This is a genomic window from Enterococcus sp. DIV0294 (assembly GCF_050558155.1).
Classification (GTDB): domain Bacteria; phylum Bacillota; class Bacilli; order Lactobacillales; family Enterococcaceae; genus Enterococcus; species Enterococcus faecalis.
Window position 1 is genome coordinate 2475263 of the sequence record NZ_CP187889.1, and the last position, 18899, is coordinate 2494161.

Consider the following 18899-nt stretch of genomic DNA (forward strand, 5'->3'; position numbering starts at 1 on the left):
CAAAATTTTCAATTTTTATTTTACGGAAAACAGTTTTTTCAGTGGATAAGATAAAATAACATACCACACCATGTTCAATAGCAATGTAGGGCCTAACACACGTGTAATAAATAAAATTGGGCTGACATCCGCTAAATGAAAGGCCACTTGAATCAGTACCGCAATCAGTTCATACAACGTGGTAAAAATGACGATCCCAAAAAAACCAGTTAGTAAATTTGTTTGAATTACTTCTTTAAATGTATACATCAACATAACCGAAATCGTCAGTGCAACTGTATAAATCCCGATAATGCCAATGTAGTAGCTATCGCAAATAAAGCCTAAAATTAATGAAGTAATTAATAAATAACGTTTAGAAAAATTAGGAACGGCAAACATCAACGCAAGTAATAGCAGATGAGAACTGGCGAAGTAAACATTACTTGTCCACGTTTCAAAAGACTTTGTTAAATGAGCATCAATTAACATTAAGAAAAACAAGAGAATAGGTGTGACGTATTTTAAATACTCTTTCCGAATCATTCGCTTTCCCCTGCCGATCTTTTCACGACCGTCACAACGGAGATACCATAGACATCCGCATAAGGTTTCACATACACTTCACGATCTAAACCAAAACTATCTGGTTTCACTTTAATAACTGTCCCTACCGCTAAATCGGCTGGGGAATTACCACCTAAGCCAGAAGTCTGAACGACATCGCCTTCTTTCAGAGTGGCATCGCCAGTTAATTGTGACACAATTAATGCATTCGTCTTATTGTCGTAATTTTTAAGTAAACCAAATGATTCGCCATTTGCGGAAGTTACTCGCACAGGGAAATGGTTCGAGTTAACATTTTTAGACGTTAGTAGTTCCACTTTTGCAGTCGTTGCATTGACTTCAATAACACGCCCCACTAACCCTTTTTGCGCCATGACCGCCATGCCCGCTTCAATGCCGTCATTGGTTCCTTTATCGATAATTAATAAGTCTTGCCAAGTATCAGGCGAACGCGTAATGACATTCGCAGTTACTTTTTCATAGTTGGCCAACGTTTCGTTCAGATTCAATTCTTGTTTTAAACTATCAATTTCGCGTTTATAGTTATTGTTTTGGACAGCTAATTCATTATAGCTATCAATTTTTTCTTTTAGACGTTCGTTTTCTTTAAACGTGTTAATTAAATTGCCCATTGAAGACAAGCCATTTTCCACCACACGAGCTGGAAAAGAAATTACACGATCCACCATACTAACGCTATTGTTGACGCCACCTTGAACGACATTGGTTTTGCCTTTTTCAGAACGTTGCGCAGCAGTTAAACTAATAATGGTTACTAAAATAATGACTAAAATTAAGGTAATGATTATATTTTTATTTGGATTAAATTTTTTCACAAAGACACCCCAGATATTCTTCAGACTGATAGTATTAATTTTACCACTAATTGACTATAAACAAAAGAGTTGGCGATCGTCTTTAGCTTTTTTTATCATTTCTTTTTTAGGGCTTGTTTTCAACGAAAAAACCAACGAAAAGAAAGGAAGCTTCCTTGGTTTTCGTTGGTTTAAAAAGAAATTATTTTTCTTTGTTTTCTTCGTTTAATAATGCTTTTCTTGACACGTTGACACGGCCTTGTTTGTCAATTTCAGTTACTTTGACAAGGACTTCGTCGCCTAATTTCACGACATCTTCAACGTTGTTCACACGTTCGTTTGCTAATTGAGAAATATGGATCAAGCCATCTTTGCCTTTAATTAGGTTAACAAACGCACCAAATTTTTCAATGCGGACAACTTTTGCTAAGTAAACTTGACCGACTTCAACTTCTTTGGTTAATTCTTCAATAATCTTGATGGCTTTTTTAATCATTTCAGCATCTGATGAAGCAATACTTACGTTACCGTCTTGATCGATATCAATCTTAACGCCGGTTTCATCAATAATGCTGTTGATTGTTTCGCCACCTTTACCAATGACATCTTTAATTTTCGCTGGTTTAATTTGAATCATTTCAATTTTCGGTGCATATTGACTTAATTCTTCACGAGGAGCAGCAATCGTTGTTGTTAATTCTTCTAGAATTTCCATCCGTGCTTTCTTCGCTTGGTCTAATGCTTCCGTTAAAATTTGTTCTGTAATTCCTTGGATTTTGATGTCCATTTGTAAAGCAGTGATTCCGTCTTTCGTTCCTGCTACTTTAAAGTCCATATCGCCAAGGTGGTCTTCTAAACCTTGAATATCTGTTAAGATTGTATAGTTTTCGCCATCACTAACAAGACCCATTGCAATACCTGCAACTGGCGCTTTAATTGGCACACCCGCATCCATTAATGCTAATGTTCCCGCGCAAATACTTGCTTGTGAAGAAGAACCATTTGATTCTAACACTTCTGCTACTAAGCGGATTGTGTAAGGGAAGTCTTCTTCTGATGGAATAATTTGTGCTAAGGCACGTTCACCTAACGCACCGTGACCGATTTCACGACGACCTGGTGAGCCCGCGCGTCCTGTTGAACCAACAGAGAATTGTGGGAAGTTATAATGATGGATGAAACGTTTGCTATCTTGGACACCCAACCCATCGATAATTTGATGTTCCCCTAAAGGCGCTAATGTACAAACGGATAAAGCTTGTGTTTGACCCCGAGTAAATAAGCCAGAACCATGCACACGTGGTAAAATACTTACTTCTGATGATAAATGACGAATTTCGTCTAATTTACGGCCATCCGGGCGAATCTTATCGATCGTGATTAACTCACGTACGACATCTTTTTCAAGATCTTCCGCAATTTGTTTCACTTCTTTTAGTAATTGCGCTTCTTCTTCGTGTTCCGCAAATTTTTCAGCGTAAACTTCTTTGACTGTATCTTTTACTTTGTCAATTTCAACTTCACGTGCTAATTTTTCTTCCGTCATTACGGCTGTTTTCATTGTATTGTAGTACGCATCAAAAATTTCTTTTTTAAGATCAGCGTCCACTTGTAATAAGTCCACGTCCATTTTTGGTTTACCTACAGCGGCAACGATTTCTTCTTGGAACGCCACTAGTTCTTTAATGGCATCAAAACCGAAAAGTAAGGCACCTAACATATCTTCTTCTGATACTTCTTTGGCACCACTTTCAACCATGTTGATGGCTTCTTTTGTTCCAGCAACAGTTAATTCAATATCTGTTTGTTCCGCTTGTTCTACCGTTGGATTTAAAACATATTCGCCATTAATACGGCCAACGTCAACACCAGCAATTGGTCCATCAAACGGAATATCTGAAATTGCTAACGCTAAGGAAGACCCAAACATTGCAGCCATTTCTGGTGTACAGTCTTGCTCCACACTCATAACGATGTTCGTAATTTGGACTTCGTTACGGAAGCCTTCTGAGAACATTGGACGAATAGGACGGTCGATTAAACGAGCGGTTAATGTCGCACGTTCACTTGGACGACCTTCACGTTTAATGAAGCCGCCAGGAATTTTTCCTACCGCATACATTTTTTCTTCATAGTTTACAGTTAATGGGAAAAAGTCTACATCTTTTGCTTCTTTAGAGGCAACAGCAGCACTTAAAACGACCGTATCGCCGTAACGTACTAAGACAGCTCCATTGGCTTGTTTGGCTAATTGGCCGATTTCTACTTCTAGTGGGCGGCCGCCCCAAGTTGTTTTAAAGACTTGTTTTTCTGTCATAATTCTTCTCCTTTACTCTTGCTCTTTGGAAAAGTCAGACGTCTACTAAACAAATGAAAAAGTAACAAGTCGTTGCTGCTCTTTCATTTGGTTAGTAGTTCCTAAAAACTTTCCAAAGAGGACCTTCAATAGTGACAATAAGATAAAAAGCGAGATTCTGATTGAACCTCGCTTTATACGTAATGATTAACGACGTAATCCTAAACGTTGGATCAATTCGCGGTAACGTTGGATGTCAGTTTTACGTAAGTAAGCTAACAAGTTACGACGGTGACCGATTTTTTTCATTAAACCACGGTAAGAATGGTGATCTTTTTTGTGTGTACGCGCATGTTCGTTCAATTGGTTAATGTCTTCAGTTAAGACAGCAATTTGTACTTCTGGAGAACCAGTATCTCCTTCATGACGTGCGTATTCTTTAATGATTTCGTTTTTTCTTTCTTGTGAAATTGCCATTTGTTCCACCTCTTTCTCTATTATTCGTCTGATCACTGAGTGAAGCGTTGGTGACTCGCTAAACCAAGTGATAGATGGTGTGTTTCCACACAAGCTTACTTTACAGGAAACACCGCTAAAATGCAAGCTTAATCTCTATTATTCGATAGTTTTTTTAAACAATCTAGCCCCTTTTTTGGTGATTTTGTGATACACTAAATGGTGGTAAACAACTGATTATTTCAGCGCATGAATAAATAAAAGAAGAATTTTTTTATGTTTCAAAGGAGGAACCATTGAATGATTACAATGAAAGATATTATTCGTGAAGGGAATCCCACACTTCGTGCTGTGGCAGAAGAAGTGCCTGTCCCTATCACTGAGGAAGACCGACAATTAGGTGAGGACATGTTGACTTTCTTAAAAAATAGTCAAGATCCAGTCAAAGCCGAAGAATTACAATTACGTGGTGGCGTTGGTTTAGCTGCACCACAATTAGATATTTCTAAACGAATTATTGCTGTCCATGTTCCTAGTAACGACCCAGAAAACGAAACGCCTTCATTAAGTACGGTGATGTACAACCCTAAAATTTTGAGCCATTCTGTGCAAGATGTATGTTTAGGTGAAGGGGAAGGCTGTTTATCTGTCGATCGGGATGTGCCTGGGTATGTCGTTCGCCATAACAAAATTACCGTCAGTTATTTTGACATGGCTGGCGAAAAACACAAAGTTCGTTTAAAAAACTACGAAGCGATTGTGGTTCAACATGAAATTGATCATATTAATGGCATCATGTTCTACGATCATATTAACAAAGAAAATCCATTTGCTTTAAAAGAGGGCGTTTTAGTCATCGAATAAAAAAAACTAGGCCGTTTGTTTTCAGACAAACGGCCCAGTTTTTTTTAAATGGCCTTCATTTCTTTTAAGGCTTTCCAAATCCCATCATTATCATTTGTATCTGTGACCATTGTGGCCACTTTTTGAATGGAAGGACTCGCGTTGCCCATTGCGACGCCAATCCCTGCATGGCTTAACATTTCTCGGTCATTTTCGCCGTCCCCAAAGGCAATGATATTTTTTGCATCAATGCCCACACGTTTAGCTAAATACGTTAACGTAGCTGATTTTGAGCCATCTTTAGGCACAACATCTACGCTATGTTGATGCCAGCGAATAAAGCGGAATTCTGGGTATTCTTCTTCAAACGTACACTGATCTTCTGCGTCATAAAAAGCTAGCGCTTGGTAAATATCATTTTGACGATAAAAGTGTTCATCATAAGCAGGTGAATGAAAATGAAAAGAGTTCATCGCAATTTCCATTTTTTCAGCACGGTGCTGGTTGCTCTTCTTAATATCATCTAAGCCCACACAAGCAAATCCTAAGCCGCGTTGATCACTGTCTTGTGCCAAACGTTCCAACGCTTCAGCGTGCAATAAATTTTGATAATATTGCTCATGATCCACAAAAGCCGCGGCGCCATTACATAATACGTAATTAGTAAAATCTAAATCCCAAATCACCTCTTGCGCCATATAACGACTTCTGCCAGTTGCCAGCGTAACTAAGTGTCCTTGCTCCCGCAATTTTGCTAGCGCTTCTCTCGTGCTATCCAATGCTTTCTTCTCCGAATTTAACAACGTCCCATCAATATCAAATGCAAAAAGTTTTCTTTCCATCATTTCTCCTTATTCGCTCGCTTTCGCTAAATATTTACTGCCTTCTCGTTGTGCTAAAGGACTCAACACTAATTCTTTCATCAATTCCTCGACCCATTGCGGATTCGTTTTACTATATTGGCGTAATGACCAGCCAATCGCTTTTTGAATGAAGAACTCCTCTGTAGTTCTATCATAAATAATCGCCTTTTTCAACAGGTCCTGATTGGTCTTTTCTTTCAACATCAACTGTAAATTCAGCGCAACACGCCGATTCCAGAAATTTTCAGCGCCATAAAAAAGGGCAAAAATCGTTGGCAATTCAGTCAGATGCAACGCCACCCACGACCCAAAAAATTTTCGCCAAGCATCCACACTATCCCACCATGCTTTTTGTGGAACATAGGCTTTAAACGCTACGACCTCTTCTAATGAAAATCTCCGAACATTTTGAAGAGCTAAATCAATAGCGACATACTGATATTCTCGTTCTGTTTTTTGATAATAAGCCTCAATCTCTTGGCATAATTTTTCCTTTGGCCACGTATGACTTTCTTTTAAAAGTTGTTTACTTAACGCTTGACGTTCTGGGGCGGGGATGCCTGCAAAAACAAACTGGTGTTTCATATAAGCAGACATTTTTGCTGCTGTTTCTGGGTTCTTCTGAAATTGAAGTGTGTCCATTCCTTCGCTCCTTATAATAAAAAAACTATACTAAAACAGTGTACCATGTTTTAGTATAGTTGGTTGGTCAATTAATCAAAATACGTTAAGTTTTTGTTGTCTTTATCTAACCAGGCATAGCCGAGACCCATAATTAAGCCACCACCGATAAAGTTACCGATAAAGGCCCAGAACAGATTATGAACAACATTACCAGCTGTGAAAGCTTCAATTGCGCCGTTTGAAGCAAAGTAAGCTAAACTGAAGGCTGGGAAGTTGGCAATCACGTGTTCAAAACCAAGGAAAGCAAAGATAAAGATAATGAAAATAATGGCCGCGACTTTGCCGGCGTCATCTTTCATTCGCATACTCACTAATACGGCTGTATTAACTACAATATTGGCGAACATAGCTTCAACTAAAATTTGCAGGGTGGTTTTTTCTAATTTTCCAGCAATCGATGTAAAGAAGAAACTATCTTTTGGCAAATCTTGGAACGGTACTGTAAGTGATACCAAGAAGCCAAACAAGACGCCACCAATTAAATTGAATAAGATACAGGCAAATAAAATTTTTGCAGCTAAGGAAAAGTTGACTTTTTTACGATAGACCCCAACAGTCATGTACAACATATTCGAGGTACCAAGTTCGGCATTCATATATAAAATCATCACAAGTGACCAACTGAACATGAAGGCATAAAGCATTTTCCCTAAACCATGAGAAATCCCTTCTCCTTTAATTGCGATTGCAAAAGCAACGGCTGTTCCCAACGTTAAAAATAGACAAGCAAGCATTGCACGAACAGCGTAGCGGGAAAAGCTATTTGAGAATAAATTCACTTTCTTGTCGATGGATTTATCAATTTGTTCAAACAATGGTGAACCAGACTTCATTGTAAACTCCCTTTCATTCCGTTTTCAACTTATATTTTCAAAACATCTCCCCTTATTCTAATGAGGAAAAGTGTTTTTGTCTACCTTTTTTTCATATTTCACTTTAAAACCTTGACGTTTCCTATCCTATTAAGTATACTAGATTTTGTGTAAAATAATTGCAGCAGAAGAATAATAACTCGTCAACAGTTCATTGCCAAACTTGGTTCAACTGCGTAACCGCGGCTGCAAAGGCGAAGGTTGAAGAATGAACTGAACGAATATGAATTTTTCATCTAATTATTTTACTCCAAAAAAACATTTATTTATTGGAGGAATTTTTAATGTCTCGTTATACTGGACCATCATGGAAAGTATCTCGTCGTCTAGGTATCTCTTTATCAGGTACTGGTAAAGAACTAGCTCGTCGCCCTTACAAACCAGGACAACACGGACCTAACAGCCGTGGTAAAGTTTCTGAATACGGAATGCAATTAACTGAAAAACAAAAATTACGTCATATGTATGGCATGAACGAACGTCAATTCCGTACGTTGTTCATTAAAGCAAGCAAAATCAAAGAAGGTAAACACGGTGTTAACTTCATGGTTTTACTAGAACAACGCTTAGATAACGTTGTTTACCGTTTAGGTCTTGCAACTACTCGTCGTCAAGCACGTCAATTAGTTAACCATGGTCACATCACTGTAGACGGCAAACGTGTTGATATTCCATCATATCACGTTGAAGTTGGTCAAGTGATCGGTGTTCGTGAAAAATCTCAAAACATCTCAACAATTAAAGAAGCGGTTGAAGCAACTGTTGGACGTCCAGCATTCGTAAGCTTTGACACTGAAAAATTAGAAGGTAGCTTCACTCGTTTACCAGAACGTGATGAACTTTACCCAGAAATCGACGAAGCACTTGTCGTTGAATACTACAACCAAAAACTTTAAGATTTCAAAAGGTCGAACTACGGTTCTTACCTTCTTTCAAAACCTTGCCTTTCTTGGCAAGGTTTTTTTCTTTGCCCTCTTTACAAAATTGTTTACTTCCGCTAAACTATTGTTAACCAAATAAAAACAATTGGTTAACAATAGAAAGTGAGGCTTCTTATGAATAAAGCATCGTTACGCTCTTTAATTTTAGCAGCAGAATTCGCTGTGATTATTGCTGTACTTTCACAATTTACAATTCCATTGGGGATTGTCCCCTTAACTGGACAAACATTTGCCATCGGCTTAACCGCTACCGTTTTGGGCAAGCGAACGGGGACCTACGCTATTTTAATTTACTTCTTATTAGGATTAATTGGTTTACCCGTTTACGCTGGGATGTCTAGCGGGTTCGGTGTACTCTTTGGACCAACTGGCGGCTATTTAATCGGCTTTATCTTTAACGGCTTATTAACTGGTTATATTTTAGAAAAAACAACCTTTAACTATACTTGGGCCATTATCGCAAATATTGCCGGTGCCTTAGTTACCTTAGTTTTCGGCATGATTTGGTTGAAATATTCCGCAAATCTGCCGTGGCCAAACGCTTTCGCTGGCGGGTTTGCTCCGTTTATTATTCCTGGTATCATCAAGGCTGTCGCAGCTGCTTATGTTGGTATTTTAATTCGCCAACGCTTTATGAAACGTTTTTTAGCACATCTTTCTTAAGGGGAAAACTTTTTTCTTTTCCTTGTCTGTAGTACACTAAAAGGACAAAGGAGTGAAGTCCATGTCCTCATTATTAAAACGATTGGTTCAGTTGGTTTTGTTAGTCGTCGCTGTCTTGCTAATTCGACACTATGTTTTCTCCCCTGCTGCGGTGAACGGCTCTTCAATGGAACCAACACTTCATAACAACGACCGTTTATGGGTGACCTCGATTAAAAAGCCACAGCGCTTTGATATTATCGCTTTTCCCAGTCCTCGCAACGGCCAACGAGTAGCCAAACGTTTAATTGGTTTACCTGGCGAAACAGTCGAGTATCGCGATGATACCCTTTATATTAATGGTGTATCACTCAGTGAAGATTACTTAGCAAGTGCTAAACGAAATGTCTCTAAAAATGAAAATTATACCCAAGATTTTACGCTAGAGACCTTAGAAGCCACCCAATCCCTGACCGTTCCAGAAGGCATGTATTTTGTCTTGGGGGATAATCGCCCGCGCTCAGATGACAGTCGTTACTTTGGCTTTGTTAAACAAGCGAGCGTGGAAGGTGTTTTGACTTTTCGTTATTATCCATTAGATAAAATTGGCTTTCCATAAAAATAATAAACCGCCCTCAAAAAGTTAGACTTTTTGAGGGCGGTTTAGCTTTTATTCACGTATTCTTGTTAAGGTCCAGTCACAAGATTCCACGTAACCGCGGCCTTGTATTGTTGCCCTTTAACACCTTGATTGGCTGGCACTTCAAGTTTGACATTATTGAAGGTGAAGTCCAACTGGTAAACATTACTACCTGTGAATTGCTTGTTGGCAATAATACTCGTCGCCGTGTTGTTGGCTGTTAAGCTAATGGCACTCGTGGTACCGGCCGCATTTTTCAACTCGGTTGGTTGATTGTAATTGGTAAAGCTAGAGACAGGTGCCGCCCCTAATAATAAGCGGGTCGCTGTAGGCAAGCTGTGTTGTTGCTTACTTCCTGTAACGCCCACTTGGCCGAAGTCAAAGGTTGGTACACTAATGAAGCCTTCGGTCGTTGGTGTGACTACTTCTTGATCATTTGGACGAATTCTCACGAAGTTATCCACTGTACGATCTTTAATACCACCAAATACTACAACTTCTGCTTTCAAAACAGTGTTTGGTTTCCCTGTTGCGCGAGTTGTGAAAGCAATTGAAACTTTTTTGCCGATAGGAACGGCATTTGGTAAAGAAACCCCTTCTGTCCAAAGTGTACTATTTACTGGGATTGATTTTGTCGTTTCTCCTTCTGGTGTCACTTCCATAAAGGTCGGGATCGTCAGACCAGCTGACCAATTGGGCCCTTTTTTCAAGGTGAGATTTTGTAAGGGTGCTTTGCTGGTATTCGTGATCGTTGTTGTCCAGATTACATTGGTATTCGTATCGATCACTTCTTTTGGTCGAGTTAATGTGACACTAGCCGTTGGTATTTCTTCCTTATACATGGCGGTCATATCATCATTGCCATCAAAAGTGGCATTGAACGTTGGTGTTGTTGTTTTGTTCAAGGTACTTGGCTTGGTTTTCCCTTTATACCACCCTTGGAACGTATAGGTCTTGCCACCTGCAGTATACGTCGTTGGTAAAGCTTGTGCCGCTGTGTACTTGAAGGTGTTACTGTTCATTGGTACTTGGTTGCCTTGGGTGAAGCCTGTTGGTGCAGTGATTTTGGCACCGTTGGCATCGACAAAGTTTTCGGTAACTTGTTTCCGAGTGACTTTATAGTTCATAGTTTGTTTGAAGTCTTGTGTCCCATCAAAACCATGTAAAACGATCTTATTCTCTGGATTTCCTGTCGCACGAGCTACAAGTAATAATCTTGGAACAGTGTTTACTGAGCTACCGACACCAAATGTTGCTTTTATTGAAAATTTATTATCTACCCCTTTTTTAAAGGATTTATCTATCTCATTTAATTGGCCCGGACCACTATTATTAAACACTGGGTCAGTCCCCACAAAGCCCACTGGGTACTCAGAAACAGGTAATGTGGTATTCATTGTTTCAATTTTATCAATATATTTTAGTTCCGTTGTAATATTCCAGTCGTTGATTGCATAAGTACGCATATCATAAATGTCGCTAGGAACTTCATCAAAGTTTGCTGGAATGTTGACTCTTGATTGGGTTGTAATAGTATAGACATTGGCTTTATTCGTATTTTTAATACTTACTAGTGGATTCATAGCCCCCGTTGTCACATATGTCTGGTCTACCGCTTTTCTTAGTGTCTGTGTGTAGTTTCCAGAAAACGTTAACGGTTCATTGAAAGCTTGTCCTTTTTCATCGACAAATTCTGCATGGAAACCTGGGTAAACCCACGTATCTTTGGGAATTAGTTCCTCATACACCACATTCAAGTCATCATTATCATCATACGTTACTGCATAGCTTGGCGCTTTCGTAGTTGTCAAGGCACTTGGTTTGGTTTTGCCTTTGTACCAGCCTTTGAACTTGTAAGTTTTTGTGCCTACTTTGTAGGTATCTGGTAAGGTGCCTGCTTGTTTGAATGTGAAAGCATTACTGGTCATTGGTGTTTTCTTATTTTGGGTAAACCCTGTTGGCGGTGTAATGGCTACGCCACTAGTATTGACGAACTTTTCGGTGACTTGTTTACGTGTGACTACGTAATTCAGTGTTTCTCGGTACGTTGCCGTACCATCAAATCCCATTAATAGAATGTCTTTCTCTACAGAATCTGTTCTCATTATTGTTAATACACCACCAATAGTCGTAGCAAAAGCTACTGAATTTAGAGAAAAGATACTTGCACTATTTTTAGAGAATGTTTTATCCCTCTGAGACAAACCATATTTAGCGTAATTACCAAATTGAGCTGCTTCAGATGTTTGTTGCACACTGTATCTGGTCATGTTTATACTACTGGACGAGGCAACAATACTGTCGACATACTTTAGTGTGTTATCAATCTTTAATTGTTCAATTGCATAGATATTCATATGGTAACCTACTGGTAAATTTGTGAGAAAATCGTACGGCATAGGAACCGCTGCATTGACAGCTACTCGATATTGACCACCACCTGCATTAGAAGAAACAATTGGATATCTATCAGCGTATGGGCTCCATTGACTAGTTGCTGTGCGATTTGCTAATTTATAATACGTCCCTGATAACGTTAAATTTTCATTAGCGAAAGCTTTCCCTGTTTCATCCGTAAAAGCAAAGGTCATTCTCGGGTAAATCACTTGATTATTCGGTACCCAACGTGGTGAAATACTCTTTTGTAGGTCACTTTCACTACTATTTGCTGGTGCCTGTTCTGTGGTATTTGTTTTTACCTCTGGCGTTTCCGTTGATACTTCTGTTTCTGCTTGTTTCTCCGCTTCTTTCGTTTCTTCTTCCTGACTCGTGTCAGTCGTTACTTGACTATTTTGCGTACTGGTTTTCGTTGTTTCTTCCTTAACGCTACTGGCTGGTGTCTCTTCCTTGGTACTACTTTCGGCGGTCGGACTACTTTCAATCGTCACAGTTTCCGCAACTGCCGTCACGCCAGAAAAGGCATTCACTAGCAAAGAACTACATAAGCCAATAGCTGCAAGACGTTGCCATTTATTTCGCTTCATGTCGTCCCCTCTTTCTATGTACGATTCCCGCCAAACCGATTAAGGCGAAGCCGAGAATGTTCAAATTTGCCTGACTCTTGCTCCCTGTACGAGGGAGCTGCGAGCCAGTTGTGGTGGTCTGTGTCGAACCACCACTTCGTTGATCTCCTTGCGGAGGACCAGCTGGTTCCTTGGGATCGGCAGCTGGCGCATCTGTTTTCGGTGGGGGATCTTTAGGAGCGGGTGTTGTCGGATTTTGGTAAAATTCAATCCCCACCGAACTAGAACCACCATCAGACGCTTCAACATTTATAAAAAAACTAGGGGAAAATAGTAGACACGCAATCATTAAATAACGCTTTTTTTTCATTTAAAAACCTCCTTTTGCATTTAAATATCTCTCACAACCTATTTTCATAGCTCTATAATAGCAAAAAAAAGACTCTTCAAAACAACAGTTTTTTCCAGTTGATAACCCTTATTTTAACAAGTCCCTTATATATCGTGTCTTTTACGCTACGTTATTTAAAGGAAATAAGGGAAATAAGGGAAAACAGTAAAAACTATCCCCTTTTTTAAAAAAAAGCATCTTTAATTTCTTAAATTTTTACTAGCCAAACCCCATAAAAGCTCACAATGTTAGTGTTCAAAACTAACATTGTGAGCTTTTCTCATTTTTGACGATTGGATAATTCGATAAAATAACACTAAAACACAAAATAACTGTCTGTTTCTCTTATTGGGCAACAGCTAATTGATACAATGGCAGGAGTTGTTGATAGGTTGCCAACATATAAGCTCGTGCTTTTTCAGGGTTTTGCCACAAGGCACTATCTTTGGGAATGATACGCCCAATTTCAAACTCACCTTTTTTTACATCTCTAAAACGAGTTAAGGCTTTTTCTAAATCCGTTTCTGGCAGCGGAGTAATTTGAGGAACCGTATGATCCAAGGAAACATACGTATCTTCTGGTAACGCTTGGAATAATTGCTGATTCTCTAAAAAGGCTTGCGCAATCTGCTTTTCATTTTTAGGATTATCAATGAATGACAACCACATAAACACATAGTCGCCCCAAATGCCTAATTGAAAATGCGGCTGCATTTTATAACCGCGCTTATTCGGACTGAGTGCGGACCAAGTATTTTCTGGTGGATACACGGTGCGACGGCGATGTTGCGCAATATGGACAAACAACTCCGTTCCTAGTTCAGGCGCTAGTTGTTCGGCAAAATACGTGTCTAATTCTTGAAAAATCGGTTGAATTTGCGCACGGATAACCGCCATTCGTTCATCTAATCCAGCAACTTCAAAGGCTGCGAATTCTTTTTCTGTAAACATCAACATTTCTCTAATTCCTCTCTCAACTTGTCTTCCGCTTCTATTTTTGTCGATTTTGCCATGTTTCCAGTGTCATCCCACGATAAACATCTGTGACAATTTTCCCTTTACTAATTCGGGCATTGGGCAGTGTTCCTTCGTAGGTAAAACCAATTTTCTCCATGACACGACCAGAAGCTGGATTGTCTTGATCATGTAAAGCAAAGATTCTCATGAGTTTCATTTTTGCAAAACCCAGTTCAACTAACGCCGTCGCGGCTTCAGGCATGTAGCCATTGCCCCAAAAGGCACGGTTCAAGACATAGCCTAATTCTCCAACATTATTGGTTTCATTGACCCGCAAATCAATCGTGCCAATCATTTTGCCCGTTTCTTTCACTTCAATCCCATATTTTCCTAAAGGTTCCCCCATAAAATATTTAGCAATGTTTTGTCGTGTTTCAGCGATTGTTTGGTTTTTCAAGAACACATAGCGGACCGTTTCCTCATCTGAAGCATATTCGTACATATCTTCTGCATCGGCTAATGTGACAGGTCTTAAAATCAAGCGTTCGGTTTCAATTCGTTGGTTTTCTGCAAAAATCAATGGATAATTCATGAGCAAAACTCCCTACTTTTCTACATACTTTACAGAAAAACAGCGAAACACGCAAGGAAAATCGGCATTTTCCTCGCGTGTTTCTTTAATTAGCGTTTAAGCGAATGATGGCAATGATCGTTTGAACAGCTTTGGCCATTGATTCAACGGTAATAAATTCATATTGCCCGTGAAAATTTTCGCCTCCTGTAAATAGATTAGGCGTGGGAATGCCCATGAAAGAAATCTTAGAACCATCTGTCCCGCCACGAAATGGTGTGATGATTGGTTCAATGTCACAACTTTCCATTGCTTGGACGGCCAATTCTACAGGCGTCCAATCTTTTTCGACGATTTCCTTCATATTATAGTATTGGTCTTGGAAAGTAATTGTTAGTCTGGGTTTATCCGCCAGCGCATTTAAACGTTGGACTTGTTTTTCCAAAAATTGCTTTCTCGCTTGAAAGTTTTCTCGATCATGATCCCGAATGATATAGACAAGTTCTGCTTTTTCAATACTTCCTGTAAATTTATTGAGTAAATAAAATCCTTCATTTCCACGTGTTTGTTCTGGTACTTCCTTTTGCGGCAGTGATTGATCAAGTTGTTCGCCTAATTTAATGGCATTTACTAACGAACCATAGGCCGTTCCCGGATGGACACTGGTTCCCTCAATTGTTATCACAGCTTGGGCAGCGTTAAACGTTTCATACTCGAAATGCCCCACGCGGCCACTGTCAATCGTATACGCAAAAGCGACTGGGAAGTTCGGCGCATCAAATTGATCGGCCCCGCGTCCAATCTCTTCATCTGGACCGAAGGCGAGCCAAACATCCCCCCGCGCTACTTCTGGATGTGCCAAAAAATACTCAACAGCAGCTAATATCTCGACAATTCCCGCTTTGTCATCTGCTCCTAAAAGTGTGGTTCCGTCTGTAGTAATCAACGTTTCCCCTTGATACTCTTTTAAATTGGGAAATTCAGCAACTGATAAAACGATGCCTTGTTCTTGATTCAAGAGGACATCTTGATCATCATAATTAGTGATGACTTGGGGACGGATATTTTCTGCTGGAAAATCCGCCGTATCCAGATGTGCAATCAACCCGATGCTCTTCGCTGCAGGTTGGTTACCAGGCAACCGTGCCGTTAAAAAGCCGTTTTGTTCGTTATAATGCACATCGGCCAAGCCTAATTCATGAAGTTCTGTTTCAATCATTTTGGCTAAAACCACTTGACCGACCGTCGTCGGTGTGGTTTGACTGTTGGCATCTGAACGGGTGTTAACTTTCACGTAAGTTAAAAATCGTTCGACTAATTTTTCCATTTTTTACTCCTTCTTCCTGAATCATTTTGTTAAATAGGCATTGCGCAAGTGGAAATAATCCCCATACAAGTGATAACTAATGCCTTTCAATTTAGGATTGATTAGATAATTTGAGGCACTTTGATACAGCGGTACTTGGGCAGCATCTTGGTTCAACAAGATGTCTTCCGCTTCTTTGTATTCTGCAAACTGTTTCTCTGGATTATTGGCATTAATCGTTCGTGCATCTTCTACTAGTTGGTCGTATTTGGCATTATGATAATTGCCATAATTGTAACTTGATTCTCCCGCATATAAGTTAAAGTAAGAGTCTAATTCACTACTGCCGGCAATCCATCCTGAAAGAGACAACTCATAATTTTTTTCACGTCGCGATTGATTCACATTATTACTTGGTTGCGATGAAATGGTAATTTCTAAACCTGGCAGATTTTCTTGTAACTGACTTTGAACATATTCAGCAATTCGTTTTCCTTGATCTGTATCTGCCGCCAGCAATGAAAGTTTCACTTTTTTACCGACATCCGCTTGGGCTTTCGTCCATTCAGCTTGGGCTTTTTTGACGTCATTTTTCAAATATTCGCCACTGTAAGCTCGGAAATCTTCATCTGTTTCTGGATTCGCATAAAGTTTACTTGGAATTAATCCGTTGAGGGGTTTTGACCCATCGTTTAAGACACTTTGTGTTAAGGCTTCTTTATCTATTGCTTGGCCAATCGCTTTTCGTAAATGAACATTTGCTAATGGCGTTCCTTCTTTTTTGTTGAAATCTAAGAAGTAGTTGGCCACATCTGGATGACTGACATAGCCTGGGTCCTCTTGATATTGTTGAACATATTGTCCGTTAATGCGAACTAAGTCTAGTTCATTCGCTTGATATAAGTTAATCCCAGTATTATCTTCTTTGATTGTGCTAACCGCAACTTCTTCCAGTTTCACTTGATCCGCATCATAGTATTCTGGATTTTTTTTCAATGTCCAAGTATCTGAAGTCGCATCCCAATTGGCTAGCGTAAATGGCCCGCTATAAAGTAAATGTTCACTATCCAAGGCGTAATCTTTACCTTGCGCTTCGACAAATTTTTGATTTTGTGGCGCTAACCAAGCAATCGAAACGACTGCTAAGAAGGAAGGTTGGGCCTGTTTTAATTCAACAATAAATTCTTTGTCATTAGGGGCTGAAATCCCTAATTCATCGACTGACTTTTCACCGTTGCGTATTTCAAAACTATTTTTAACACTGTCTAGTAAATAAGCATTCGGTCCAATCGTCGCTGGTGTCACCAGTTTTTTCCAAGAATAAACAAAATCTTGGGCCGTGATTGGCTCGCCGTTGCTCCACTTAATCCCCTCCCGCAAGGTAAAGTGGTACTTGCGCCCATCGTCACTAATCTTGACATCTTTAGCTAGAGCTGGCACCGTGGCACTATCATCATCAAACCGATAAAGGCCTTCAAATAAATGTTGTGCCATTGTAAAGGTATTTTTATCTGTTGTTTGTGTTGTATCCAATGTTGAGATTGGTGCAGGTGAACTAATACTGATTTTTTGTTCAGCTGCTAAATTTCCCGAATCTACTTTCTCTGCCGCTTCTTTGGTTCCGCCACATGCGGCTAAAAGAAACCCTGTTGCAATCAAACCTACTACTTTTTTCCCCAATTTCATGTTGTTGCCCCCTCATATTTTTTAAACAAATAAAAAAAGCATTCGTCCTAAAAAGGACGAATGCTTATGCAATCGCGGTACCACCTTTGTTGATCTCTTCGCTAAAAAAGATCCGCTCGTTTCCAGTACAATCATACTGTAGCGCTATAACAGGCGCACCTGAATTGGTTTAAGCGAACGGCTTCAACCAACCTGTTCAAAGGCCATTTTCCCCTTTAACGTCACTACCTCTTCTCACCAAACGAGGCTCTCTGCAAGCTATTTTAAAAAGTACTTTCCTTCTCATCACATTTTGTTCTTTTATTTGTTTCATCAATCATACTGATTTACGGATAGTTTAGCAAACATTTTCGAGGCCGTCAACCACATTTTTAATTTAAAACTTTTTTGTTTTTCATCAAAAAAAGAAAAGAGGTTTCAATTCCTCTTTTCTAAGACAATTTTACTCTAATCCTTTTTTAACATCTTCTATCATCAAATGCATTGATTCTAATCCACCACCGCTTAGATACCAAACATCTGGTTGAAGCATAATGACTTTATCATTTTTACCAGCATCGGTTTTTTGAATCAATTCGTTTGCAGCGACGTTATCTTTTGAATCGTCGCCACCAATTGCTTTGGTGCGATCTACCACAAAGAGAATCCCAGGATTTTTTTCTAAAACATATTCGTAAGAAACACTTTGCCCATGAGTGGAAGCTTCAATCTTATCGTCTGCTGCTTTGAAGCCAAATGTATCATGAATTAAACCGAAACGAGAGCCTTTTCCGTAAGCGGAAAGTTGTCCTTCGTTAACTAACACAACAAGCGCATTATTCGCGCTAGCTTCTGCTTGTTTTTTCACGTCAGCAATTTCTTTTTCTAAGCCAGTTATTTTTTCTTTAGCTACCTCTTCTTTATCAAAAATAGTGCCTAACGTTTCGATATTTTGTTTCGTTGATGCCCAAGGATTTTTGGCATCTACAGCTAAGTAAATGGTTGGCGCAATGGCTTTTAATTGTTCTTGATAATCTTGTTGACGACCAGAAATAATAATTAAGTCTGGTTTTAGTTGATTGATTTTTTCTAAATCTGGTTCTTTAATGCCGCCTGCTGATTCAACTTTTTGGTATTTTTCCAAATACGCAGGGATATTTTTGGTTGGCGCACCTATCACGCGGTCACCAACACCTAGTGCATCCATTGTATCCAAGGAACCATTATCAAAAACAACGACTTTCTGAGGATTTTTGGGAACGGTTAATTGACCATTGGTGTCTTTGACTGTGACTTCCGTTTTAGCTGTTGTTTCTTTTGTTGCAGAATCTGCTGTTTTTTTATTTGTTTGACAAGCACTTAACATTAACAGTCCCATCATTGAAACTGCCATCATTGCTAAAAATTTCTTTTTCATTCTTTTCCTCCAAAAACGTTATTTTTAAATT

The 18899-nt window shown here is 39.3% G+C and carries 18 protein-coding genes and 1 other annotated feature; of the genes, 4 read left to right on the top strand and 14 right to left on the bottom strand.

Going from position 1 to position 18899, the window contains the following annotated elements:
• Positions 1-15: 15 nt before the first annotated feature.
• The 4 genes from mreD to rpsO all read right to left on the bottom strand — a co-directional run bounded on the left by mreD (position 16) and on the right by rpsO (position 4134).
• Positions 16-525, bottom strand: coding sequence for a rod shape-determining protein MreD (gene mreD, locus IGJ20_RS12025; RefSeq protein WP_126254764.1), 510 nt, complete (start codon positions 523-525; stop codon positions 16-18).
• Positions 522-1382, bottom strand: coding sequence for a rod shape-determining protein MreC (mreC, locus tag IGJ20_RS12030; RefSeq protein WP_002383273.1), 861 nt, complete (start codon positions 1380-1382; stop codon positions 522-524). Before mreC ends, mreD begins: the two co-directional genes overlap by 4 nt.
• A 181-nt stretch (positions 1383-1563) precedes the next feature.
• Positions 1564-3678, bottom strand: coding sequence for a polyribonucleotide nucleotidyltransferase (gene pnp, locus IGJ20_RS12035; RefSeq protein ID WP_002354984.1), 2115 nt, complete (start codon positions 3676-3678; stop codon positions 1564-1566).
• A 186-nt stretch (positions 3679-3864) separates the two neighbouring features.
• The gene (rpsO, locus tag IGJ20_RS12040; RefSeq protein ID WP_002354983.1) at positions 3865-4134 is read right to left on the bottom strand and encodes a 30S ribosomal protein S15; all 270 of its coding nucleotides are present in this window, start codon (positions 4132-4134) and stop codon (positions 3865-3867) included.
• Positions 4135-4413: 279 nt separating this feature from the next.
• Here rpsO and def point away from each other — a divergent pair, with 279 nt between their 5' ends.
• Positions 4414-4977, top strand: a complete 564-nt coding sequence (def, locus tag IGJ20_RS12045; protein WP_002354981.1) for a peptide deformylase — start codon at positions 4414-4416, stop codon at positions 4975-4977.
• Positions 4978-5021: 44 nt separating this feature from the next.
• On the opposite strand, the gene IGJ20_RS12050 is transcribed toward def, so the two are convergent.
• The 3 genes from IGJ20_RS12050 to IGJ20_RS12060 form a co-directional block, all read right to left on the bottom strand.
• Positions 5022-5798 (bottom strand): HAD family hydrolase, encoded by a 777-nt coding sequence (locus IGJ20_RS12050; protein ID WP_002361040.1) that lies wholly within the window; start codon positions 5796-5798, stop codon positions 5022-5024.
• A 9-nt stretch (positions 5799-5807) separates the two neighbouring features.
• On the bottom strand, positions 5808-6461 hold the full coding sequence (locus IGJ20_RS12055) for a DNA alkylation repair protein (protein ID WP_002354978.1): 654 nt from the start codon (positions 6459-6461) through the stop codon (positions 5808-5810).
• Positions 6462-6532: 71 nt separating this feature from the next.
• On the bottom strand, positions 6533-7336 hold the full coding sequence (locus IGJ20_RS12060) for a formate/nitrite transporter family protein (RefSeq protein WP_126254763.1): 804 nt from the start codon (positions 7334-7336) through the stop codon (positions 6533-6535).
• Between the two features lie 323 nt (positions 7337-7659).
• On the opposite strand from IGJ20_RS12060, the gene rpsD reads away from it, so the two are divergent.
• The 3 genes from rpsD to lepB all read left to right on the top strand — a co-directional run bounded on the left by rpsD (position 7660) and on the right by lepB (position 9577).
• The gene (gene rpsD, locus IGJ20_RS12065; protein ID WP_002365342.1) at positions 7660-8271 is read left to right on the top strand and encodes a 30S ribosomal protein S4; all 612 of its coding nucleotides are present in this window, start codon (positions 7660-7662) and stop codon (positions 8269-8271) included.
• A 159-nt stretch (positions 8272-8430) separates the two neighbouring features.
• The gene (locus tag IGJ20_RS12070) at positions 8431-8979 is read left to right on the top strand and encodes a biotin transporter BioY (protein ID WP_002354975.1); all 549 of its coding nucleotides are present in this window, start codon (positions 8431-8433) and stop codon (positions 8977-8979) included.
• A 61-nt stretch (positions 8980-9040) separates the two neighbouring features.
• Positions 9041-9577 (top strand): signal peptidase I, encoded by a 537-nt coding sequence (lepB, locus tag IGJ20_RS12075; protein WP_002385230.1) that lies wholly within the window; start codon positions 9041-9043, stop codon positions 9575-9577.
• Positions 9578-9645: 68 nt separating this feature from the next.
• On the opposite strand, the gene IGJ20_RS12080 is transcribed toward lepB, so the two are convergent.
• The 7 genes from IGJ20_RS12080 to IGJ20_RS12110 all read right to left on the bottom strand — a co-directional run bounded on the left by IGJ20_RS12080 (position 9646) and on the right by IGJ20_RS12110 (position 18868).
• A complete protein-coding gene (locus tag IGJ20_RS12080; protein WP_126254762.1) occupies positions 9646-12582 on the bottom strand; it encodes a WxL domain-containing protein in 2937 nt (978 codons plus the stop codon).
• Complete coding sequence (locus IGJ20_RS12085; RefSeq protein ID WP_010825543.1) at positions 12569-12931, bottom strand: LPXTG cell wall anchor domain-containing protein; 363 nt, start codon at positions 12929-12931, stop codon at positions 12569-12571. The genes IGJ20_RS12080 and IGJ20_RS12085 overlap by 14 nt, the downstream gene beginning before the upstream one ends.
• A gap of 366 nt (positions 12932-13297) precedes the next feature.
• On the bottom strand, positions 13298-13909 hold the full coding sequence (locus tag IGJ20_RS12090; RefSeq protein ID WP_010818564.1) for a YktB family protein: 612 nt from the start codon (positions 13907-13909) through the stop codon (positions 13298-13300).
• Positions 13910-13943: 34 nt separating this feature from the next.
• On the bottom strand, positions 13944-14501 hold the full coding sequence (locus tag IGJ20_RS12095) for a GNAT family N-acetyltransferase (RefSeq protein ID WP_002415462.1): 558 nt from the start codon (positions 14499-14501) through the stop codon (positions 13944-13946).
• Between the two features lie 85 nt (positions 14502-14586).
• Positions 14587-15807: a peptidase T gene (pepT, locus tag IGJ20_RS12100; protein ID WP_430605240.1), complete on the bottom strand. Its 1221-nt coding sequence runs from the start codon at positions 15805-15807 to the stop codon at positions 14587-14589.
• Between the two features lie 21 nt (positions 15808-15828).
• On the bottom strand, positions 15829-17472 hold the full coding sequence (locus IGJ20_RS12105; RefSeq protein WP_126254761.1) for a peptide ABC transporter substrate-binding protein: 1644 nt from the start codon (positions 17470-17472) through the stop codon (positions 15829-15831).
• Between the two features lie 49 nt (positions 17473-17521).
• Positions 17522-17767, bottom strand: a binding site (T-box leader).
• A gap of 147 nt (positions 17768-17914) precedes the next feature.
• The gene (locus IGJ20_RS12110) at positions 17915-18868 is read right to left on the bottom strand and encodes a siderophore ABC transporter substrate-binding protein (protein ID WP_126254760.1); all 954 of its coding nucleotides are present in this window, start codon (positions 18866-18868) and stop codon (positions 17915-17917) included.
• Positions 18869-18899 lie beyond the last annotated feature (31 nt).

Excerpts from the sequence above, each read along its gene's own strand:
- pepT (WP_430605240.1), bottom strand. The coding sequence starts at position 15,807 with ATGGAAAAATTAGTCGAACGATTTTTAACTTACGTGAAAGTTAACACC.
- IGJ20_RS12105 (WP_126254761.1), bottom strand. The coding sequence starts at position 17,472 with ATGAAATTGGGGAAAAAAGTAGTAGGTTTGATTGCAACAGGGTTTCTT.
- IGJ20_RS12090 (WP_010818564.1), bottom strand. The coding sequence starts at position 13,909 with ATGTTGATGTTTACAGAAAAAGAATTCGCAGCCTTTGAAGTTGCTGGA.
- lepB (WP_002385230.1), top strand. The coding sequence starts at position 9,041 with ATGTCCTCATTATTAAAACGATTGGTTCAGTTGGTTTTGTTAGTCGTC.
- mreD (WP_126254764.1), bottom strand. The coding sequence starts at position 525 with ATGATTCGGAAAGAGTATTTAAAATACGTCACACCTATTCTCTTGTTT.
- def (WP_002354981.1), top strand. The coding sequence starts at position 4,414 with ATGATTACAATGAAAGATATTATTCGTGAAGGGAATCCCACACTTCGT.
- IGJ20_RS12050 (WP_002361040.1), bottom strand. The coding sequence starts at position 5,798 with ATGGAAAGAAAACTTTTTGCATTTGATATTGATGGGACGTTGTTAAAT.
- IGJ20_RS12110 (WP_126254760.1), bottom strand. The coding sequence starts at position 18,868 with ATGAAAAAGAAATTTTTAGCAATGATGGCAGTTTCAATGATGGGACTG.
- IGJ20_RS12085 (WP_010825543.1), bottom strand. The coding sequence starts at position 12,931 with ATGAAAAAAAAGCGTTATTTAATGATTGCGTGTCTACTATTTTCCCCT.
- IGJ20_RS12095 (WP_002415462.1), bottom strand. The coding sequence starts at position 14,501 with ATGAATTATCCATTGATTTTTGCAGAAAACCAACGAATTGAAACCGAA.
- pnp (WP_002354984.1), bottom strand. The coding sequence starts at position 3,678 with ATGACAGAAAAACAAGTCTTTAAAACAACTTGGGGCGGCCGCCCACTA.
- IGJ20_RS12060 (WP_126254763.1), bottom strand. The coding sequence starts at position 7,336 with ATGAAGTCTGGTTCACCATTGTTTGAACAAATTGATAAATCCATCGAC.
- IGJ20_RS12080 (WP_126254762.1), bottom strand. The coding sequence starts at position 12,582 with ATGAAGCGAAATAAATGGCAACGTCTTGCAGCTATTGGCTTATGTAGT.
- rpsO (WP_002354983.1), bottom strand. The coding sequence starts at position 4,134 with ATGGCAATTTCACAAGAAAGAAAAAACGAAATCATTAAAGAATACGCA.
- IGJ20_RS12055 (WP_002354978.1), bottom strand. The coding sequence starts at position 6,461 with ATGGACACACTTCAATTTCAGAAGAACCCAGAAACAGCAGCAAAAATG.
- rpsD (WP_002365342.1), top strand. The coding sequence starts at position 7,660 with ATGTCTCGTTATACTGGACCATCATGGAAAGTATCTCGTCGTCTAGGT.
- IGJ20_RS12070 (WP_002354975.1), top strand. The coding sequence starts at position 8,431 with ATGAATAAAGCATCGTTACGCTCTTTAATTTTAGCAGCAGAATTCGCT.